This window comes from Sphingobacterium sp. E70, from assembly GCF_019285695.1.
Classification (GTDB): Bacteria; Bacteroidota; Bacteroidia; order Sphingobacteriales; family Sphingobacteriaceae; genus Sphingobacterium; species Sphingobacterium detergens.
Genome location: NZ_CP079104.1, coordinates 5,463,355 through 5,476,819 on the forward strand (window position 1 = coordinate 5,463,355; position 13,465 = coordinate 5,476,819).

Below are 13,465 nucleotides of genomic sequence, written 5' to 3' on the forward strand. Positions count from 1 at the left end.
TATGGATATCTAATTGATTTCGCGAGGATATGAAATCATTCTTGCAAGCATTTATAGGTAAAAAGAGTTTGGATAATACTTCATTTAGAAGCTATATACACAGGCTAACAAAAATTGTCCGGCCGATTTTGTTGGGGATAGGTCATTCTTGATGAATTTTTCGGTATTGCTTTTGTCAAATCTAATTTCGGGAATGAATTTGAAGCCGTGGTAGTTGTATTCGGCTGTCAGGGTAGTTGCTAACATATTTGAACTTGGGATGCCATTGCTTTCCTCTTTGTGCGTTTGGAAGAATTCCTCACGTAATCCTATTCCAAAATGCTCGGAGAGATGAACCCTTGGATAGAGCGCTATCCCAGTGTAACCGCCTTCGGCTCTTCTCTTGTAATGTGTGGCATTTACGCCAAGAAAGAATTTGGGTGTGAAATCATAATTGCCCACAAAATCTACGAGTGTGCCTGAGCTGTAGTTTGATTTACCACCAACGGAGGAGCCTGTTAGGAAGTTTAGGTAGAAGCTGCCTTTATCGTTAGGTCTGTAAGTTAATTGCGAACCTACATGCGATACCCCATTTAGATCTTGGTATACATTCCAATCGTTAAATATACCGACCATTAGTGCAAACTTGTCGGAGAAACTATAGGTTGCTTTCAGTCCGGCATCTTGAAAAGGACCGGCGCCGAATAAATAAGAGGTGGAGTAATGAAAATTGTAGGTAGGTGAGATGACTTCAAATCCGACAAATGTTCCCATAAATCCGGCGGTCAGATTGAGCTTGTCCGTTAGATTATAACCTACATAGAGATTTTGAATGTGGAAGCTGTTTTTGTCGTCTCCGGGTTGGCCGTCTCCATTTACAATAGATCGATATTGTCCGCGGGGTCAAAAGATAGTTCTCCTACAAAAGATGCTTTTTGAAATTCTTCTTTAAGGCCAGATCAACCATACCAATGGAGACTGAATTATTGTCTTCAGTAAAGTAAGTATTGATATTTGGTTTGTTTTGAAAGTCATATTTCCAATAGGTGTCTACTGATCCTGATATTTCTACTGATTTTTCTTTGTTTTCTTCTTGTGATTTTGATGTTTTGATGAAAATTATTGAAAAAATAATGAATGTTAAGATTTTTTTCATGTTTAAGAGGTTTAAAGTTTGATTTGTTTTGGATTTTTGGTTGATTTTTAACTGATTTTTTATAGGTTTTTGTTGTTTTTTGTCTTTGTTGATGTGAAATTATGTAAAAAATATTACAAAAAATAATATTTGATAGTAATTTTTCAATAAAAACACTTTATATTTGTCAAAACAATAAGTAAAAATGGGTTTTTGTTTTGTTTTTGTATTTTAAATAACAATTTATTGATGTATTAATAAAGACTAATCAGTTTAAACAAATGAAAAAAATTATTCCACTTTTAGTTCTGGTACTTTTGGGCGTATTGGGACTTGTATTTCCATCTATAGATTTGTCTGCACTGGACAAAGCGGAGTTTGATACAGGTGATACGGCCTGGTTATTGACTTCCTCGGCGTTGGTGTTGATTATGACCCCAGGTCTGGCTTTTTTTTACGGCGGGATGGTCAGTAAAAGAATGTGATCTCAACGATGATGCAGAGTTTTATCTGTATGTGTCTGATGACAATCCTTTGGGTCATTGTCGGATTTAGTTTGGCCTTTGGTGATGATATCGGTGGGATTATAGGTGATCCGCGCACATTCTTTATGATGAAGGGGACCTTAGGGAATATCGCCTGGGGAGCATTACCAACTATTCCATTGGTTTTATTCGCGATGTTCCAACTGAAATTTGCGATTATTACGCCAGCACTTATTACTGGGGCATTTGCTGAGCGTATCCGATTCAACTCTTATATGTTGTTTATTATCTTATTCGGTATCTTTATTTATATGCCCTTGGCGCATGCGACCTGGCATCCTGAGGGGATTTTGGCGAAACTTGGTGTTCTTGATTTTGCCGGCGGTACTGTCGTGCACATGTCAGCAGGTTGGGCAGCGTTGGCGGCAGCCATTTATTTAAAGGCCGTAAATCACAGACGCATAATCCAGCCCGTATAAGCTATGTGATCCTTGGAACAGCCTTACTGTGGTTCGGCTGGTTTGGATTTAATGCCGGTTCGGCTGGTGGGGCCAATACAATTGCGGCCTATGCATTTGCAACAACAACAACGGCTTCGGCGATGGCAGCAATGGCATGGATATTTGTTGATATTATCCGAGGTAAAAAACCATCGGCGATGGGTGCATGTATTGGTGCTGTTGTGGGTTTGGTTGCAATTACACCAGCAGCAGGCTTTGTCAGTATTCCACACGCCATGGTCATTGGATTAGTCGCTGCATTGATCAGCAATCTGGTTGTCTATTTGAGAAGTAAAACAAGTATTGATGACACCTTGGATGTATTTCCTTGTCATGGTGTAGGTGGTATGGTAGGGATGGTGCTGACTGGGGTATTTGCCCACCATAATGTCAATCCTTTGGTCGTTGACAATGGCTTGTTCTTTGGTGAAACGAAGTTATTTTTCGTGCATACCATTGCCTTGTTCGCCGTATCTTTCTTTGCCTTTGTAGGCTCTTTGGTTCTATTAAAAGTAACGGATCTGATTTCTCCTTTACGTGTGGAAGAAACAGATGAAGAACTTGGTCTGGACGTTTCTCAGCACGCTGAGGCTCTTTAGGCCCTTTGACCGGAATAATAATCATCCCAAACAATGCTTTTCCTTACAGCATTGTTTGGGATTTTTTTGCACCTTTGCCAAAGGTTGAATAGGCTGGAATATTTGAGTTTATGCTATGAAAGATACTACAAAAGATACTTTACGTTCGGATTTTGAGAAAATGATGCGCTATTCCTTACAGAAAAATGGCGATTTTGGTTTTAATATATTTGGCGATTATGCCACATCTGTTCTCAATTTCTATGTTGGAAGTTCTATTTTAGCGCTAGCTGAAAAGCGTGATGCCGCGCTATTTCTTGCGAATCTATACAATGCTGGAATCAAAAATGCCATCGACCAACAGGATCTTCAGGAGATTGCTGATGTTTTAGCACAGGATCCCACTCTCAATTATCAGGTACTGGCGCCGATTTTCGACTAATGTTTTGTCCAGACCAGATTGCCGGTTTCATATCCACATTGTAATGCATAGGTTAGAAACTCGTTTCGGATCTTTTCAGGAATCGCTGTATCTCTACCCAAAATCCACATATAATCGAGATTGTCTCCAAATATGAGTGCATATTTATAATCTGGGGTTATTTTTACAATATTATAGCCATTGTAAAAGGGACCGAAAAAGAGACTTTCAATGCGCCTTCATGAGGACCATTAACAAATTTGGCTCTTCCGATGGATTGTTTCCATTGTTCTTTTTCCTCCGAATAGCCTTGGTTATTTACCCGGATCGTTCCATTTTTATTTTTGCTGTATTCTGCTGAAACCTGACTCAGTCCTCTTTCCCAACGGAAATCGAGTCGAGCGATTTCAAACCATTTTCAAGGTATTTATCTAAGTCAAAAGGGTCCACTACATCGGGACGCGATATCACTGGCTTTAATGCATTATATGCAACAGTTCCCAAAGCCACAGCGGCCAGCAGTAAGAGCGATTTTTTCTTGTCTATATTCATCTTTTGAATTTGTTTGTTGATAAAACAACAATTTTAATACCAATAAGGTTTAGGCATACCGAGCTATTTTCTTAATTTTGTTGACTTAAAAATTGTATTTGTGTATTCTAGAGAAGAGGTAAAACAATTAAAACAGCTGTTCTGGACCAAGTTTGGGCAATTCATGTCCCTGCATGCATCCGCTGATGGTGAAAAAGTAAATTGGGTTAACTATAAAACAGGGATCAAACAGCTGTATTTTAAAATGGATGCCGACAAGAAAGCTGCGAAAATTGCGATAACCTGGTCACATACCGATGCTGGAATCCGTGCGTTGATGGCCGAGCAATTTCTGCAGTACAAAAATCTGCTTCATGATATTCTGGGAGAAGAATGGGAATGGGATATGGAAGGTTGTGACGAATATGGCAAGCCGATCTGTCAGATCTACAGCACACTGGAAGGCCATAGTATTTTTAAGGAAACGGAGTGGGGGAGCTGATCACGTTCTTTAAACCACGGATAATCGCACTCGACGAGTTTTGGTCTTCGGCAAAATATGCGTTCGATATTTTTAAATAATTACAATTAAATAGATACAACAATGAAAAAAATGATTAAGGGTTTGCTGGCTGTGGCTTTTTGTTTTCAACTTTCATCGGTATTTGCCTGGGGAACCATTGGGCATCGTGTCGTCGCTGAGATCGCTGAGCGTCATTTGAACAAGAAAGCAAAAAGAATATTGGAAAAATCATTGGACAGCAAAAGTTGGCATATTGGGCAAATTGGGGGACTTTATCAAGTCGGATCCTAATCCAGAATTTAAGAAGTTAGGTAATTCTCATTTTATAAATTTAAATTCTAATTTACCTTGGGCCGAGTTTCAACTGGGACTTGAAAATTCGGCTGATGAAAATTTATACAAAACAGCAATCCGTATCGAGCAATCTTTTGCAGATAAAAATATTTCGTTGGATCAACAGCAACAGAATCTTTATTTCTTGATCCATATCTTGGGGATGCGCATCAACCTATGCACGTCAGCCGAGCAGAAGATCAGGGTGGGAATAAGATCGAAGTGAGCTGGTTTGGAAAAAAATCGAACATTCACCGCGTTTGGGACAGCGATCTGGTGGATAATGAGAAATATAGTTATACGGAGTACGCAACAGTATTGGATATCAATGGCAAAAAGGAAAATGAACAATTGGCCGCTGGTGAATTGTCCAATTGGTTGTATGAGTCAAATCAGCTTGCAGAAAAGATTTATGCTGATGTAGCCAACAATGCTAACCTGTCTTATTCCTATGTTTATCAAAATAAAGATACCATGGAGCAATGTTTACTCAAAGGTGGTCTGCGTCTGGCTAAGGTGCTGAACCGGATTTTTGGATAAGCTCATTTAAAGCACAGTATATTGAAGTCGTATCATCGTTTATGGTACGACTTTTTTTGCCCTGGTATTTCAGTTTTGCTGTATAGGATTTATATGATTTTCTATTTACTTTTAAACAAAGCGTAATGCTTACTTGTTCCATGCTTATCATAATCTTTCTCCATGACTATTCCACAGCTGTTTAAAAAAATTGTTCCCTTTGCCCGCCCTTATCGCAAGCTGATTGTTTATACTTTACTTTTGACTGTGGTAGGGTCATTTGCTGCTCAAATCAATGCATTTATTCTTCGATATACAGTGGATACCATCAATGCAATGATGGTGGCCAAGGAACCATTATCTAAGGGGCTGTATATCGTCGGGATCATTAGTGCAGTACTGTTGCTGAAGGAAATTGTCTATGCGCTGGTGCAGTTTGGTCAAAAATTCTATGGAGAAAAACTCCGGATTTATATTGCACGGGATTTTTCTCAGTCTATTGTCAGCCGCATTTTGACTTATAAACTTGCCTTTTATACTTCTGCAGATAATGAAAGTGGAAAGTTAGCCACACGTATCGATGCTGGAATCAGCTCACTTACTCGTTTGGTGCAAAACTTCTTTATTGATATTTTGCCCTTATTTGCCAATGCAATCATCGCATTGGCTGTATGTTCTATGCTAATGTATACGTCGGCCTAGTGGGGTTGCAGTGATTCCATTATACCTTTACATTAGTCAGACTCAAGCCTCAAAACTGACAGGATTCAGGCGACAAATGCGTAATTACCGTGAATCTAAAAATAATCGAATTATCAGTCTTATTGAATCAATACTCGTGATCAAATCTTTTGTACGGGAGCCCGAAGAAGCAAAACGACATGAGAAGATTCAATTTGAGATGACCGAAAATCAAATGGAAACGCGAAAGACGAGCTTCTTTTACGATAGCATAAAGAATTTTGTAGAGCAGATTGCGGTCGTTATCATTATTGTATTGACGGCCTATTTGGTGCTATCTGGACAAATTACAATTGGGGCCATTATGTTCCATATCATGCTGTTCAACAATGTCTCGGCACCGATTCGCCAATTGCACCGCATTTATGATGAGGTCAATGATGCCCTGATCTATTCGGAGTCTTTTTTGAGATCCTGGAATCGGATGATCAGATTGAGTCAAAAGGAACGTATCGGCCGGAAAAAATTCACGGTCATTTGGAATTGCGTCAGGTTTTCTTTGAGTATCCCAATGGGACGCAAGCGCTAAAAGATGTTAGCTTTGCTATTAAACCCAATGAAATTACAGCTTTAGTCGGATTAAGTGGTGCGGGAAAAAGTACAATTATCAACTTGTTGGATAAATTCTACGAACCGACAGGTGGGCAGATCTTATTGGATGGTGTAGATTTGGCTAACTATGATACCGCATTCCTCCGACAGCATATTGGCATGGTGCTGCAGCGTAACCATATTTTTAAAGGGACAATATTTGAAAATATTGAATATGGCAAGATGGGGAGTTCGCGGGAAGAAATCGTGGAAGCAGCTAAAAAGCCTATATCCATCAGCAGATTATGGAGTTGCCAAAAGGTTACGATTCTGATGCGCAATTGCTTTCCGGTGGACAGCAACAGCGTATTGCGATTGCACGTTTGTTTCTGAAAAATCCCCTATTATTTTTCTGGATGAGCCCACAGCAAATCTGGATGCCATTGCTACGGAGCAGATTAAAAATAGCCTTGATGCGATCAAGAAAGATCGCACGGTAATTATTGTATCGCACAGTATCTCCCAGATTATTGATTCCAATGCAATTGTCGTGATGGAGAAAGGCCATGTTGTCGAGCAGGGGCAACATGAGGAACTTTATATGCAGAAAGGTACTTACTACGAAATTTTTTTTTTCTGCTATGGCCAATAGCTTGAATTTAAGCAAGATCAGCAAGACCCTACAGGCTGATGAAAATTGATCTCTTATGCTTCCGGACTTTAATTTGCACGACTATGGAGTATCATTCCAATGACCACGAGGGCAATTCCCATACAGGAGTAACTATTTGGAAAACCAGCCTGCAATAGTATTATTTCGCCCAATAGTGTAAAGATTACTTCCATGGCTTGTGTTGCTTCAATCGCCGCGAGGGCTTTGTGGTCGGTGCGGACCAGATCTGTTGCCGTAAAGAATAGGAGGGTGGCGATTACTCCTGAAAAAATGGCAACCATGAAGGTCTGGAACAACTGACTCTCAGTTGGGAGTCCACTGTCCATATAGCCAAAGATGCTGAGCAGAATCCAAAAAGGCATGCTGCATAACGTCATGCCCAGTGTTCGTTGGAAGGCATCCAATTTATTTCCCGCTATTTGCATCATCTTGCGATTTCCCAAAGGGTAGGCAATCGCCCCGATCAATACAGGGATGGTTCCCAATAACATGGATTTTATGGAGCTTGCACGTGCTTCTGAGATTTGCATCAGGACAATTCCCAAAAAAATAATGATCGAGAACAGGAGTGAAGCTTTGGAAATTCTGCTTCGATTCTCTTTCTTTTCCAGCAAGGGGCCGATAAACATACCTGCGATAATGGTGAATTCAAAGGTACTGGCGACCAACCATGAGGGCCAAAACTAGCACCAAAGGTAAGGGTGGCATAAAATACACCAAAACCTATTGTACTCCATAGCAGCCACTGCGGCAGATTGGATTTGATGGCATCAAAGAGCGGAGCTAAATTGCCTCTAATGAATACGATAACAAACAAGATGGGAAGCATCCAGATGAAACGTAAGGATGCTGTCCACTGCCAGCTTCCTCCCGAAACAGCCATAACGCGGTTTAAAACAAAGGTGCTGGCGAAAAATAATGCGGCAACTATTCTAAAAAAAAAGTGCCGTATTTTTATTGTTTTTTATTGTAAATTGGAATGGCATAAATAAAATGGATGTGCTGTCAATTTAATACAGTGAAAGTAAGCAAATGCCCGTTTAATCGGAAATGAAACAAAAAGTAATTGATTTTTATGGCGATTTTCTCATTTAAAATTCCTTATTTTGCCTAATCAATAAAACAAGTAGTAAGAAAATTCATCAAGATGATTATACAACCAAGAACTAGAGGTTTTATTTGTTTAACCTCGCATCCACAAGGGGCTGCGCAAAACATTAAAAATCAAATTGAATACGTGAAATCGAAGGGTGAGATCGCGAATGGTCCAAAGAAAGTATTGGTGATCGGTGCTTCAACAGGATTTGGTATTGCATCCCGGATTTCTGCAGCGTTTGGTTCTGGAGCTGCTACAATCGGTGTATTTTTTTGAAAAACCTGCGGCAGAAGGTAAGCCAGGTACCGCTGGTTGGTACAATTCTGCAGCTTTTGAAAAAGAAGCCCACGAAGCTGGATTATATGCCAAAAGTATCAATGGTGATGCCTTTTCGGACGATATCAAAAAACAGACCATTGAATTAATCAAAAAGGATCTGGGTCAAGTAGATTTAGTGGTTTACAGTTTGGCATCTCCGCGTCGTACGCACCCGAAAACAGGTGTTGCACACGCTTCTGTTTTAAAACCTATACAGGAACCTTTTACCGATAAAACGGTCGACTTCCATACGGGCGTTGTTTCGGATATTACGATCCAACCCGTAGAAAATAGTGAAGATATTGCCAATACAGTTGCCGTAATGGGTGGGGAAGACTGGAAATTTTGGATCGAAGATCTTAAAGCTGCAGGCCTTTTAGCCGAAGGTGCAAAGACAGTTGCTTATTCGTATATCGGCCCTGAATTGACTTATCCGATCTACCGCAATGGAACGATTGGCCGTGCGAAAGATGATTTGGAAGGTACTGTACCTGCAATCAATGCGATCTTAAGTGATCTTCATGGGGTAGCTTATGTTTCTGTAAACAAAGCTTTAGTAACACAGTCTAGTTCAGCGATCCCAGTGGTACCTTTGTACATTTCCTTATTATACAAGGTGATGAAAGAAAAAGGAATCCACGAAGGTACAATTGAACAAATGCAACGTTTATTTGCAGAGCGTCTTTATACTGCTGATGGCAAAGTATTGCTTGACGATAAAGGCAGAATCCGTGTTGACGACCTTGAGATGCGTGCAGATGTTCAGGCTGAAGTAGCTGCACTATGGGAGAAAGCGAATACAGAAAATTTGACTGAGATCTCCGATATCGAAGGTTACCGCAATGAGTTTTTCAACTTATTTGGTTTTAACTTTGATGGTATAGATTACAATGCTGATACCAATGAGGTTGTAGCTGTACCGAGCATTGAAAACTAATATAAGCTAGCGATACGAGTAATATAAAAAGGCTAACCCGATGGTTAGCCTTTTTCGTTTCTTCTATTTGCATATCCCCTGTAGTTTATCTGTGGGACGTCAAGCAAGCTTCGGTCTCTGATTATATAATAAATTGCCCACGACTGCAAAACCAATAGACACTATTATGGCGCTGAAGGGGTAGATCCCAGTCATACCAACATTATTAGCAACAAAGCCGATCAATGGCCCTGTAATCCCTAGAGAAATATCAATAAATAAGCCATAGGCAGCCAGTGCCGAACCTTGTTGGCTTTGATCAACCTTTTGATGGCCTCCACACCTAGGGCAGGAAAAACAAGTGAAAAGCCCAGGCCTGTCAATGCTGCGCCAATAAGTGTCCAAAGAGGATGGAGTGCGAGGGCAATCACCAATAAACCTAATGATTCTACAAAAAGACTGACCAAGGCGACTTTCAAACCGCCATATTGATCAATAACCTTATTGAACACAAGTCTTGTCAGGATAAAGAAAATACCAAAAACGGTCAAACAGGCGGCACCATTCTGCCAGTTAAAATGTTCATAATATAGTGTCATGAAGGTCGATATACTCCCAAAACCAAGGCCACCCAGCGCCAGACAGGTTCCAAATGGAGCGACAGTCAAAAGTACATGTTTGAAACTGACGGTACTTGTCTTCTTGGCAATCACCCGAAAGGGAGTTTTTGATTTGCTATAAAGATAGCCCAAGATACCAATGGCACAGGTGAGCAGTCCCAATGATTCATAACTGATATGGTCCACCATCAATACACCCAGTGGTGCTCCGAGGGCAAGTGCGCCATAACTCGCAATACCATTCAAGGAGATGGCTTTGGCCGCATGTTCATCGCCGAGTTCCAATAGCGCCCAATTGATCGGACTGGCGCCGACAAGCCCTTCACCAATACCTGTGAACAACCTCGTGATCAGCAATAAACCTAGACTGATGAAAGGTTGTGATTTGAATAAAAAGACGAATAGAAGTAAGATCCCCGAGAGTGCAAAAAAGAGCATACTGCGCAGGACGGATATCTTGGGGCCTTTGGTATCCACTATTTTTCCAGCATAACCCCGTAGTAAAAGGTTGCAATATATTGGACACTGATGACCAATCCGGCGATAATTGTATTAAATCCTAAAATTTGATGAATAAAAATGGGTAAGGTCGCAAGTGATAAGCCTATCGTGAAATAACCGAGGAAAGTTAAAGAAACATAGCCTAAAATCTTTTTATTGACCTCCCGAAGAGAAACTGTCATTTTAAAAAATTTTAGGCAAAAATACGTGTTTAGGCTTGTTTTTAGAAATAAAATTAGTAGACGACTGTCTCCTTAATCTCACAATTTTTTTCAAGCCATTCCTGATCGAATTGTTTAGGTGATACTTTTTTGCCCTGATAGATATAGTAGATTTTCTCAGATTCTCCTTTTACTGGTGGTCCGGGGATCTTATTGACAATTTTTTCTTCGGGACAATCTTGAATTAGAGCCTGTTGCGTGTTCTGACGAGTTTTACAGGAAGTGAATGCTACTAAGACGAGGAGATACGCTAATTTATTCATGAGTTTAGTTTTATTGTATTAAATAACGAGACTTTCTTAGGAAGTGCGACATGATTTTATACAATTAAATACAACTTTTTATAGGCAGGTTTGTTGTATATATAGATCGTTCTTAAATGGATCTAGCGTATTATTTTTCAACAAAACTTTGAGAATAAAGCTGGTATCGAAGGATAATAAAATATAACAACAAAGAAATAATCATGAGAAGAAAAGCAACAGCCCAATGGAATGGGAGTTTAAAAGAAGGTAAGGGAAATCTGACCACAGATAGTACGGTATTGGATCAGGCACAATATTCGTTTTCAACACGGTTTGAGAATGGTATTGGTACCAACCCGGAAGAGCTATTGGCCGCAGCCCATGCCGGATGTTTTACGATGCAGCTGAGCGCGTTTTTAACCGAAGCTGGTTTTGTCCCCGATGAACTCAAAACGGTATCGACCATTGTATTTGAAAATGGTGCAATCGTACGTTCTGAGCTTGAATTGACTGCAAAAGTACCCTCCATTGACGACACCGAATTTCAAGCGCTTGCTCAGAAAGCAAAGGAGAATTGCCCGGTCAGCAAAGCATTTAGCTTTGAAAAAACATTGCATGCTGCCTTGGTATAGCGGTTTGGAATATAAAAATTGGTGTAGATCACTGTAGATCTACGCGATGAATGCAGTGACGTTTTAGGATTCCCTAAAAATCGCTGCATTTTTTCGTTAAAAAGATAAAAAGCCGTTACTTTGGACCTTGGTCAACACCTGGTATTCTGCAATAAAACCTATCGCGGATACTGCAGCTGTATACGCAGTGCTGATCATTACGTTAGCATTTAAACGATATTACTTTGGTACAGAAAAAGAAGAATAAGCTAAGCGCGACAGCGTTATTGGAAAAGAATAAGGAGGAAGGGATTGCATTTCTAAAAGAGAATGCTACGCAGGAAGATGTAACAGTCTGCCCATCGGGTTTACAATATAAAATATTGACGGAGGGGGCCGGTAAAATTCCGGTGAAAACCTCAAAAGTAATCTGTCATTATAAGGGTGAGCTATTGGACGGAACGGTATTTGATAGCTCCTATAGGCATAAACGACCAGAAACATTTTATATCAATGAACTTATCCGTGGTTGGCAGGAGGCTATGTGTATGATGCCTGTTGGATCAATCTGGCAAGTTTACCTTCCACCACACTTAGCTTATGGCAAGGAAGAATTAATGCCCCGAAAAGGAGGGGAGTGCACCTTGGTATTTCAGATTGAACTGATCGCAATTCTATAATAGCGGATTGGAAATACCAGTTTCCAACTGGTGGGCGGCTAATCCCTGGAGAAGACAATAATTACGGTTCAAGCATAAAAAAATCCCCAACAAACGCTGGGGATTTTCTATTTATTTTAGAAGAATTTATTAAAATTATTCTAATTCCTTGATTTTAGCAGTGACTTCAGTAGTTTTAGCTTCATCTTGCATAAAAACATAGTAGTTCTTTAGATTTGTTAAAGCATCTACATTCTTTGGTTGCAAAGAAACAGCTTTCTCTAAGTATGGTAATACAGGTTTCAATTCTGCTTTAATCTTGTCCACTTCTGTGTTGTATTGCGCTTGCGTCAATTTTCTGTTGTTGTTAACAACATTTAGTTTTTCACGAATTTTATTCATCAACGTGATCGCTAAATTTGTATTTGCTTCAAAGAAGTTAGGGTCGATTTCTAGTGCTTTTTTATATGCCGCAACTGCCGCCTCATCATTTTTTGCTGATGCCTGTGCGATACCTAAATAATAGTTTAAGCTTTTATTCGAAGGATCTTTAGCCAATTGTGTCGTGATGGCATCAATGGTCTCTTTCTCGTGCCCTGTGATCAAATTCAATTCGATATTTTGCGTCATCGCTGCATTGTCGTCCGGGTAGGCTTCAGCAGCTTTTTCGCATATTCTAGAGCAGAAGTTGTGTCTTGCAATGATAAATACAATTTCGGTAAATCAACCATAATTGTTTTATGTGAAGAGAAGTCTTTTCTAGGGATCAATTCTTTGTAACGTTCGATCGCATTTTTATAATCCTTGTTGGACAATGCCGCTACACCACTGTAGTAAGTCACGAGTGTATCCCCGGGAAGGTACGTCAATGCTTTGGTGAACGAACTATAGGAATCGGCATATTTTTGTGCCTGGTATTCTTCTGCACCAATATTGAAGTTGTATTGGCCAAGGATTTGCTCAGCTACAGTGATGTTTGCTTTGTTTGCTCCATCTGTATCCAATTGTTTTGCTTTGGCAATACCATCTTCTGCTAATTTTGCCAATTCAGCGGATTTATCTATAGTTGATAAGTTTGCGTTAACTAAAGCATATACTGTCCAAGCTTCTGCATTATCTTTTGTCTTCTCGTTGATCACAGCAGCGTCAATAGCTTCTTTTGCTGATTTAAGATTTGGTAAGCCTAATTGTGCAGTACCAGCATCTTTTAATTCCTGAAATTTAGCGAGACCAGTTTTTGCCTTTTTTACGTTACCCGTTTGGGCAAAAGAAACTGATGTAGATACAGTACCTATTGCCGCTAATAATAATAGAGATTTTAAATTCATA

20 protein-coding genes and 3 pseudogenes are annotated in these 13,465 nt (G+C 39.9%); 13 read left to right on the forward strand and 10 right to left on the reverse strand.

Features of this window, described 5'->3' with window-relative positions:
- Positions 1 to 84 precede the first annotated feature (84 nt).
- Positions 85 to 861, reverse strand: a complete 777-nt coding sequence (locus tag KUH03_RS39010) for an outer membrane beta-barrel protein (protein WP_306429877.1) — start codon at positions 859 to 861, stop codon at positions 85 to 87.
- Between the two features lie 37 nt (positions 862 to 898).
- A complete protein-coding gene (locus tag KUH03_RS39015) occupies positions 899 to 1,135 on the reverse strand; it encodes a porin (RefSeq protein ID WP_257090013.1) in 237 nt (78 codons plus the stop codon).
- Between the two features lie 260 nt (positions 1,136 to 1,395).
- On the opposite strand from KUH03_RS39015, the pseudogene KUH03_RS39020 reads away from it, so the two are divergent.
- Both KUH03_RS39020 and KUH03_RS39025 read left to right on the forward strand, forming a co-directional pair.
- A pseudogene (locus KUH03_RS39020) lies at positions 1,396 to 2,698 on the forward strand (ammonium transporter).
- Positions 2,699 to 2,813: 115 nt separating this feature from the next.
- Positions 2,814 to 3,119: a hypothetical protein gene (locus KUH03_RS39025; RefSeq protein ID WP_257090014.1), complete on the forward strand. Its 306-nt coding sequence runs from the start codon at positions 2,814 to 2,816 to the stop codon at positions 3,117 to 3,119.
- Here the strand turns inward: KUH03_RS39025 and KUH03_RS49845 are convergent.
- Together KUH03_RS49845 and KUH03_RS39040 are read right to left on the reverse strand one after the other, a co-directional pair.
- A pseudogene (locus tag KUH03_RS49845) lies at positions 3,116 to 3,504 on the reverse strand (lipocalin family protein). The gene KUH03_RS39025 and the pseudogene KUH03_RS49845 sit on opposite strands and share 4 nt — an antisense overlap.
- Complete coding sequence (locus tag KUH03_RS39040) at positions 3,468 to 3,650, reverse strand: hypothetical protein (protein ID WP_257090015.1); 183 nt, start codon at positions 3,648 to 3,650, stop codon at positions 3,468 to 3,470. Before KUH03_RS39040 ends, KUH03_RS49845 begins: the two are co-directional and overlap by 37 nt.
- A gap of 100 nt (positions 3,651 to 3,750) precedes the next feature.
- On the opposite strand from KUH03_RS39040, the gene KUH03_RS39045 reads away from it, so the two are divergent.
- From KUH03_RS39045 to KUH03_RS39075, 7 genes are all read left to right on the forward strand, one after another.
- Positions 3,751 to 4,131, forward strand: a complete 381-nt coding sequence (locus KUH03_RS39045) for a DUF4268 domain-containing protein (protein WP_257090016.1) — start codon at positions 3,751 to 3,753, stop codon at positions 4,129 to 4,131.
- A 102-nt stretch (positions 4,132 to 4,233) separates the two neighbouring features.
- Positions 4,234 to 4,443 carry a hypothetical protein gene (locus KUH03_RS39050; RefSeq protein ID WP_257090017.1) on the forward strand — a complete coding sequence of 70 codons (210 nt, stop codon included), beginning with the start codon at positions 4,234 to 4,236 and terminating at the stop codon, positions 4,441 to 4,443.
- Positions 4,406 to 4,711: a hypothetical protein gene (locus tag KUH03_RS39055; protein ID WP_257090018.1), complete on the forward strand. Its 306-nt coding sequence runs from the start codon at positions 4,406 to 4,408 to the stop codon at positions 4,709 to 4,711. The genes KUH03_RS39050 and KUH03_RS39055 overlap by 38 nt, the downstream gene beginning before the upstream one ends.
- Positions 4,663 to 5,025: a S1/P1 nuclease gene (locus KUH03_RS39060; RefSeq protein ID WP_257090019.1), complete on the forward strand. Its 363-nt coding sequence runs from the start codon at positions 4,663 to 4,665 to the stop codon at positions 5,023 to 5,025. Before KUH03_RS39055 ends, KUH03_RS39060 begins: the two co-directional genes overlap by 49 nt.
- 162 nt (positions 5,026 to 5,187) lie before the next feature.
- On the forward strand, positions 5,188 to 5,706 hold the full coding sequence (locus tag KUH03_RS39065) for a hypothetical protein (RefSeq protein ID WP_257090020.1): 519 nt from the start codon (positions 5,188 to 5,190) through the stop codon (positions 5,704 to 5,706).
- A gap of 10 nt (positions 5,707 to 5,716) precedes the next feature.
- Complete coding sequence (locus KUH03_RS39070) at positions 5,717 to 6,274, forward strand: ABC transporter transmembrane domain-containing protein (RefSeq protein WP_257090021.1); 558 nt, start codon at positions 5,717 to 5,719, stop codon at positions 6,272 to 6,274.
- The gene (locus KUH03_RS39075; protein ID WP_257090022.1) at positions 6,223 to 6,669 is read left to right on the forward strand and encodes an ATP-binding cassette domain-containing protein; all 447 of its coding nucleotides are present in this window, start codon (positions 6,223 to 6,225) and stop codon (positions 6,667 to 6,669) included. Before KUH03_RS39070 ends, KUH03_RS39075 begins: the two co-directional genes overlap by 52 nt.
- A 327-nt stretch (positions 6,670 to 6,996) precedes the next feature.
- On the opposite strand, the pseudogene KUH03_RS39080 reads toward KUH03_RS39075, so the two are convergent.
- Positions 6,997 to 7,832: pseudogene (locus tag KUH03_RS39080) on the reverse strand (multidrug resistance efflux transporter family protein).
- 264 nt (positions 7,833 to 8,096) lie between these two features.
- On the opposite strand from KUH03_RS39080, the gene KUH03_RS47440 reads away from it, so the two are divergent.
- Complete coding sequence (locus tag KUH03_RS47440; RefSeq protein WP_306429317.1) at positions 8,097 to 8,321, forward strand: hypothetical protein; 225 nt, start codon at positions 8,097 to 8,099, stop codon at positions 8,319 to 8,321.
- A complete protein-coding gene (fabV, locus tag KUH03_RS39090) occupies positions 8,284 to 9,300 on the forward strand; it encodes an enoyl-ACP reductase FabV (RefSeq protein WP_306429318.1) in 1,017 nt (338 codons plus the stop codon). Before KUH03_RS47440 ends, fabV begins: the two co-directional genes overlap by 38 nt.
- 239 nt (positions 9,301 to 9,539) lie before the next feature.
- Here fabV and KUH03_RS39095 read toward each other — a convergent pair whose 3' ends face one another.
- The 3 genes from KUH03_RS39095 to KUH03_RS39105 are packed head-to-tail and all read right to left on the reverse strand — an operon-like array spanning position 9,540 to position 10,884.
- Positions 9,540 to 10,376 (reverse strand): MFS transporter, encoded by an 837-nt coding sequence (locus tag KUH03_RS39095; RefSeq protein WP_257090024.1) that lies wholly within the window; start codon positions 10,374 to 10,376, stop codon positions 9,540 to 9,542.
- Positions 10,376 to 10,582, reverse strand: coding sequence for a hypothetical protein (locus KUH03_RS39100; protein ID WP_257090025.1), 207 nt, complete (start codon positions 10,580 to 10,582; stop codon positions 10,376 to 10,378). Before KUH03_RS39100 ends, KUH03_RS39095 begins: the two co-directional genes overlap by 1 nt.
- Before the next feature lie 53 nt (positions 10,583 to 10,635).
- The gene (locus tag KUH03_RS39105) at positions 10,636 to 10,884 is read right to left on the reverse strand and encodes a hypothetical protein (protein WP_077434252.1); all 249 of its coding nucleotides are present in this window, start codon (positions 10,882 to 10,884) and stop codon (positions 10,636 to 10,638) included.
- Between the two features lie 203 nt (positions 10,885 to 11,087).
- On the opposite strand from KUH03_RS39105, the gene KUH03_RS39110 reads away from it, so the two are divergent.
- Positions 11,088 to 11,498: an OsmC family protein gene (locus KUH03_RS39110; RefSeq protein ID WP_120257961.1), complete on the forward strand. Its 411-nt coding sequence runs from the start codon at positions 11,088 to 11,090 to the stop codon at positions 11,496 to 11,498.
- Positions 11,499 to 11,722: 224 nt separating this feature from the next.
- Positions 11,723 to 12,157, forward strand: a complete 435-nt coding sequence (locus KUH03_RS39115; protein WP_257090026.1) for an FKBP-type peptidyl-prolyl cis-trans isomerase — start codon at positions 11,723 to 11,725, stop codon at positions 12,155 to 12,157.
- Between the two features lie 135 nt (positions 12,158 to 12,292).
- Here the strand turns inward: KUH03_RS39115 and KUH03_RS39120 are convergent, their stop codons facing one another.
- Together KUH03_RS39120 and KUH03_RS39125 are read right to left on the reverse strand one after the other, a co-directional pair.
- Positions 12,293 to 12,766: a tetratricopeptide repeat protein gene (locus tag KUH03_RS39120; RefSeq protein ID WP_257090027.1), complete on the reverse strand. Its 474-nt coding sequence runs from the start codon at positions 12,764 to 12,766 to the stop codon at positions 12,293 to 12,295.
- Entirely contained in the window at positions 12,763 to 13,464 is a 702-nt protein-coding gene (locus KUH03_RS39125; RefSeq protein WP_257090028.1) for a tetratricopeptide repeat protein, read from the reverse strand. The genes KUH03_RS39120 and KUH03_RS39125 overlap by 4 nt, the downstream gene beginning before the upstream one ends.
- Between the last annotated feature and the right edge of the window lies 1 nt (position 13,465).

Bases quoted from the DNA above. Each gene is read 5' to 3' on its own strand.
- KUH03_RS39015 (WP_257090013.1), bottom strand. From the start codon at position 1,135: ATGAAAAAAATCTTAACATTCATTATTTTTTCAATAATTTTCATCAAA.
- KUH03_RS39025 (WP_257090014.1), top strand. From the start codon at position 2,814: ATGAAAGATACTACAAAAGATACTTTACGTTCGGATTTTGAGAAAATG.
- KUH03_RS39040 (WP_257090015.1), bottom strand. From the start codon at position 3,650: ATGAATATAGACAAGAAAAAATCGCTCTTACTGCTGGCCGCTGTGGCT.
- KUH03_RS39050 (WP_257090017.1), top strand. From the start codon at position 4,234: ATGAAAAAAATGATTAAGGGTTTGCTGGCTGTGGCTTTTTGTTTTCAA.
- KUH03_RS39060 (WP_257090019.1), top strand. From the start codon at position 4,663: ATGCACGTCAGCCGAGCAGAAGATCAGGGTGGGAATAAGATCGAAGTG.
- KUH03_RS39065 (WP_257090020.1), top strand. From the start codon at position 5,188: ATGACTATTCCACAGCTGTTTAAAAAAATTGTTCCCTTTGCCCGCCCT.
- KUH03_RS47440 (WP_306429317.1), top strand. From the start codon at position 8,097: ATGATTATACAACCAAGAACTAGAGGTTTTATTTGTTTAACCTCGCAT.
- KUH03_RS39100 (WP_257090025.1), bottom strand. From the start codon at position 10,582: ATGACAGTTTCTCTTCGGGAGGTCAATAAAAAGATTTTAGGCTATGTT.
- KUH03_RS39105 (WP_077434252.1), bottom strand. From the start codon at position 10,884: ATGAATAAATTAGCGTATCTCCTCGTCTTAGTAGCATTCACTTCCTGT.
- KUH03_RS39110 (WP_120257961.1), top strand. From the start codon at position 11,088: ATGAGAAGAAAAGCAACAGCCCAATGGAATGGGAGTTTAAAAGAAGGT.
- KUH03_RS39120 (WP_257090027.1), bottom strand. From the start codon at position 12,766: ATGACGCAAAATATCGAATTGAATTTGATCACAGGGCACGAGAAAGAG.
- KUH03_RS39125 (WP_257090028.1), bottom strand. From the start codon at position 13,464: ATGAATTTAAAATCTCTATTATTATTAGCGGCAATAGGTACTGTATCT.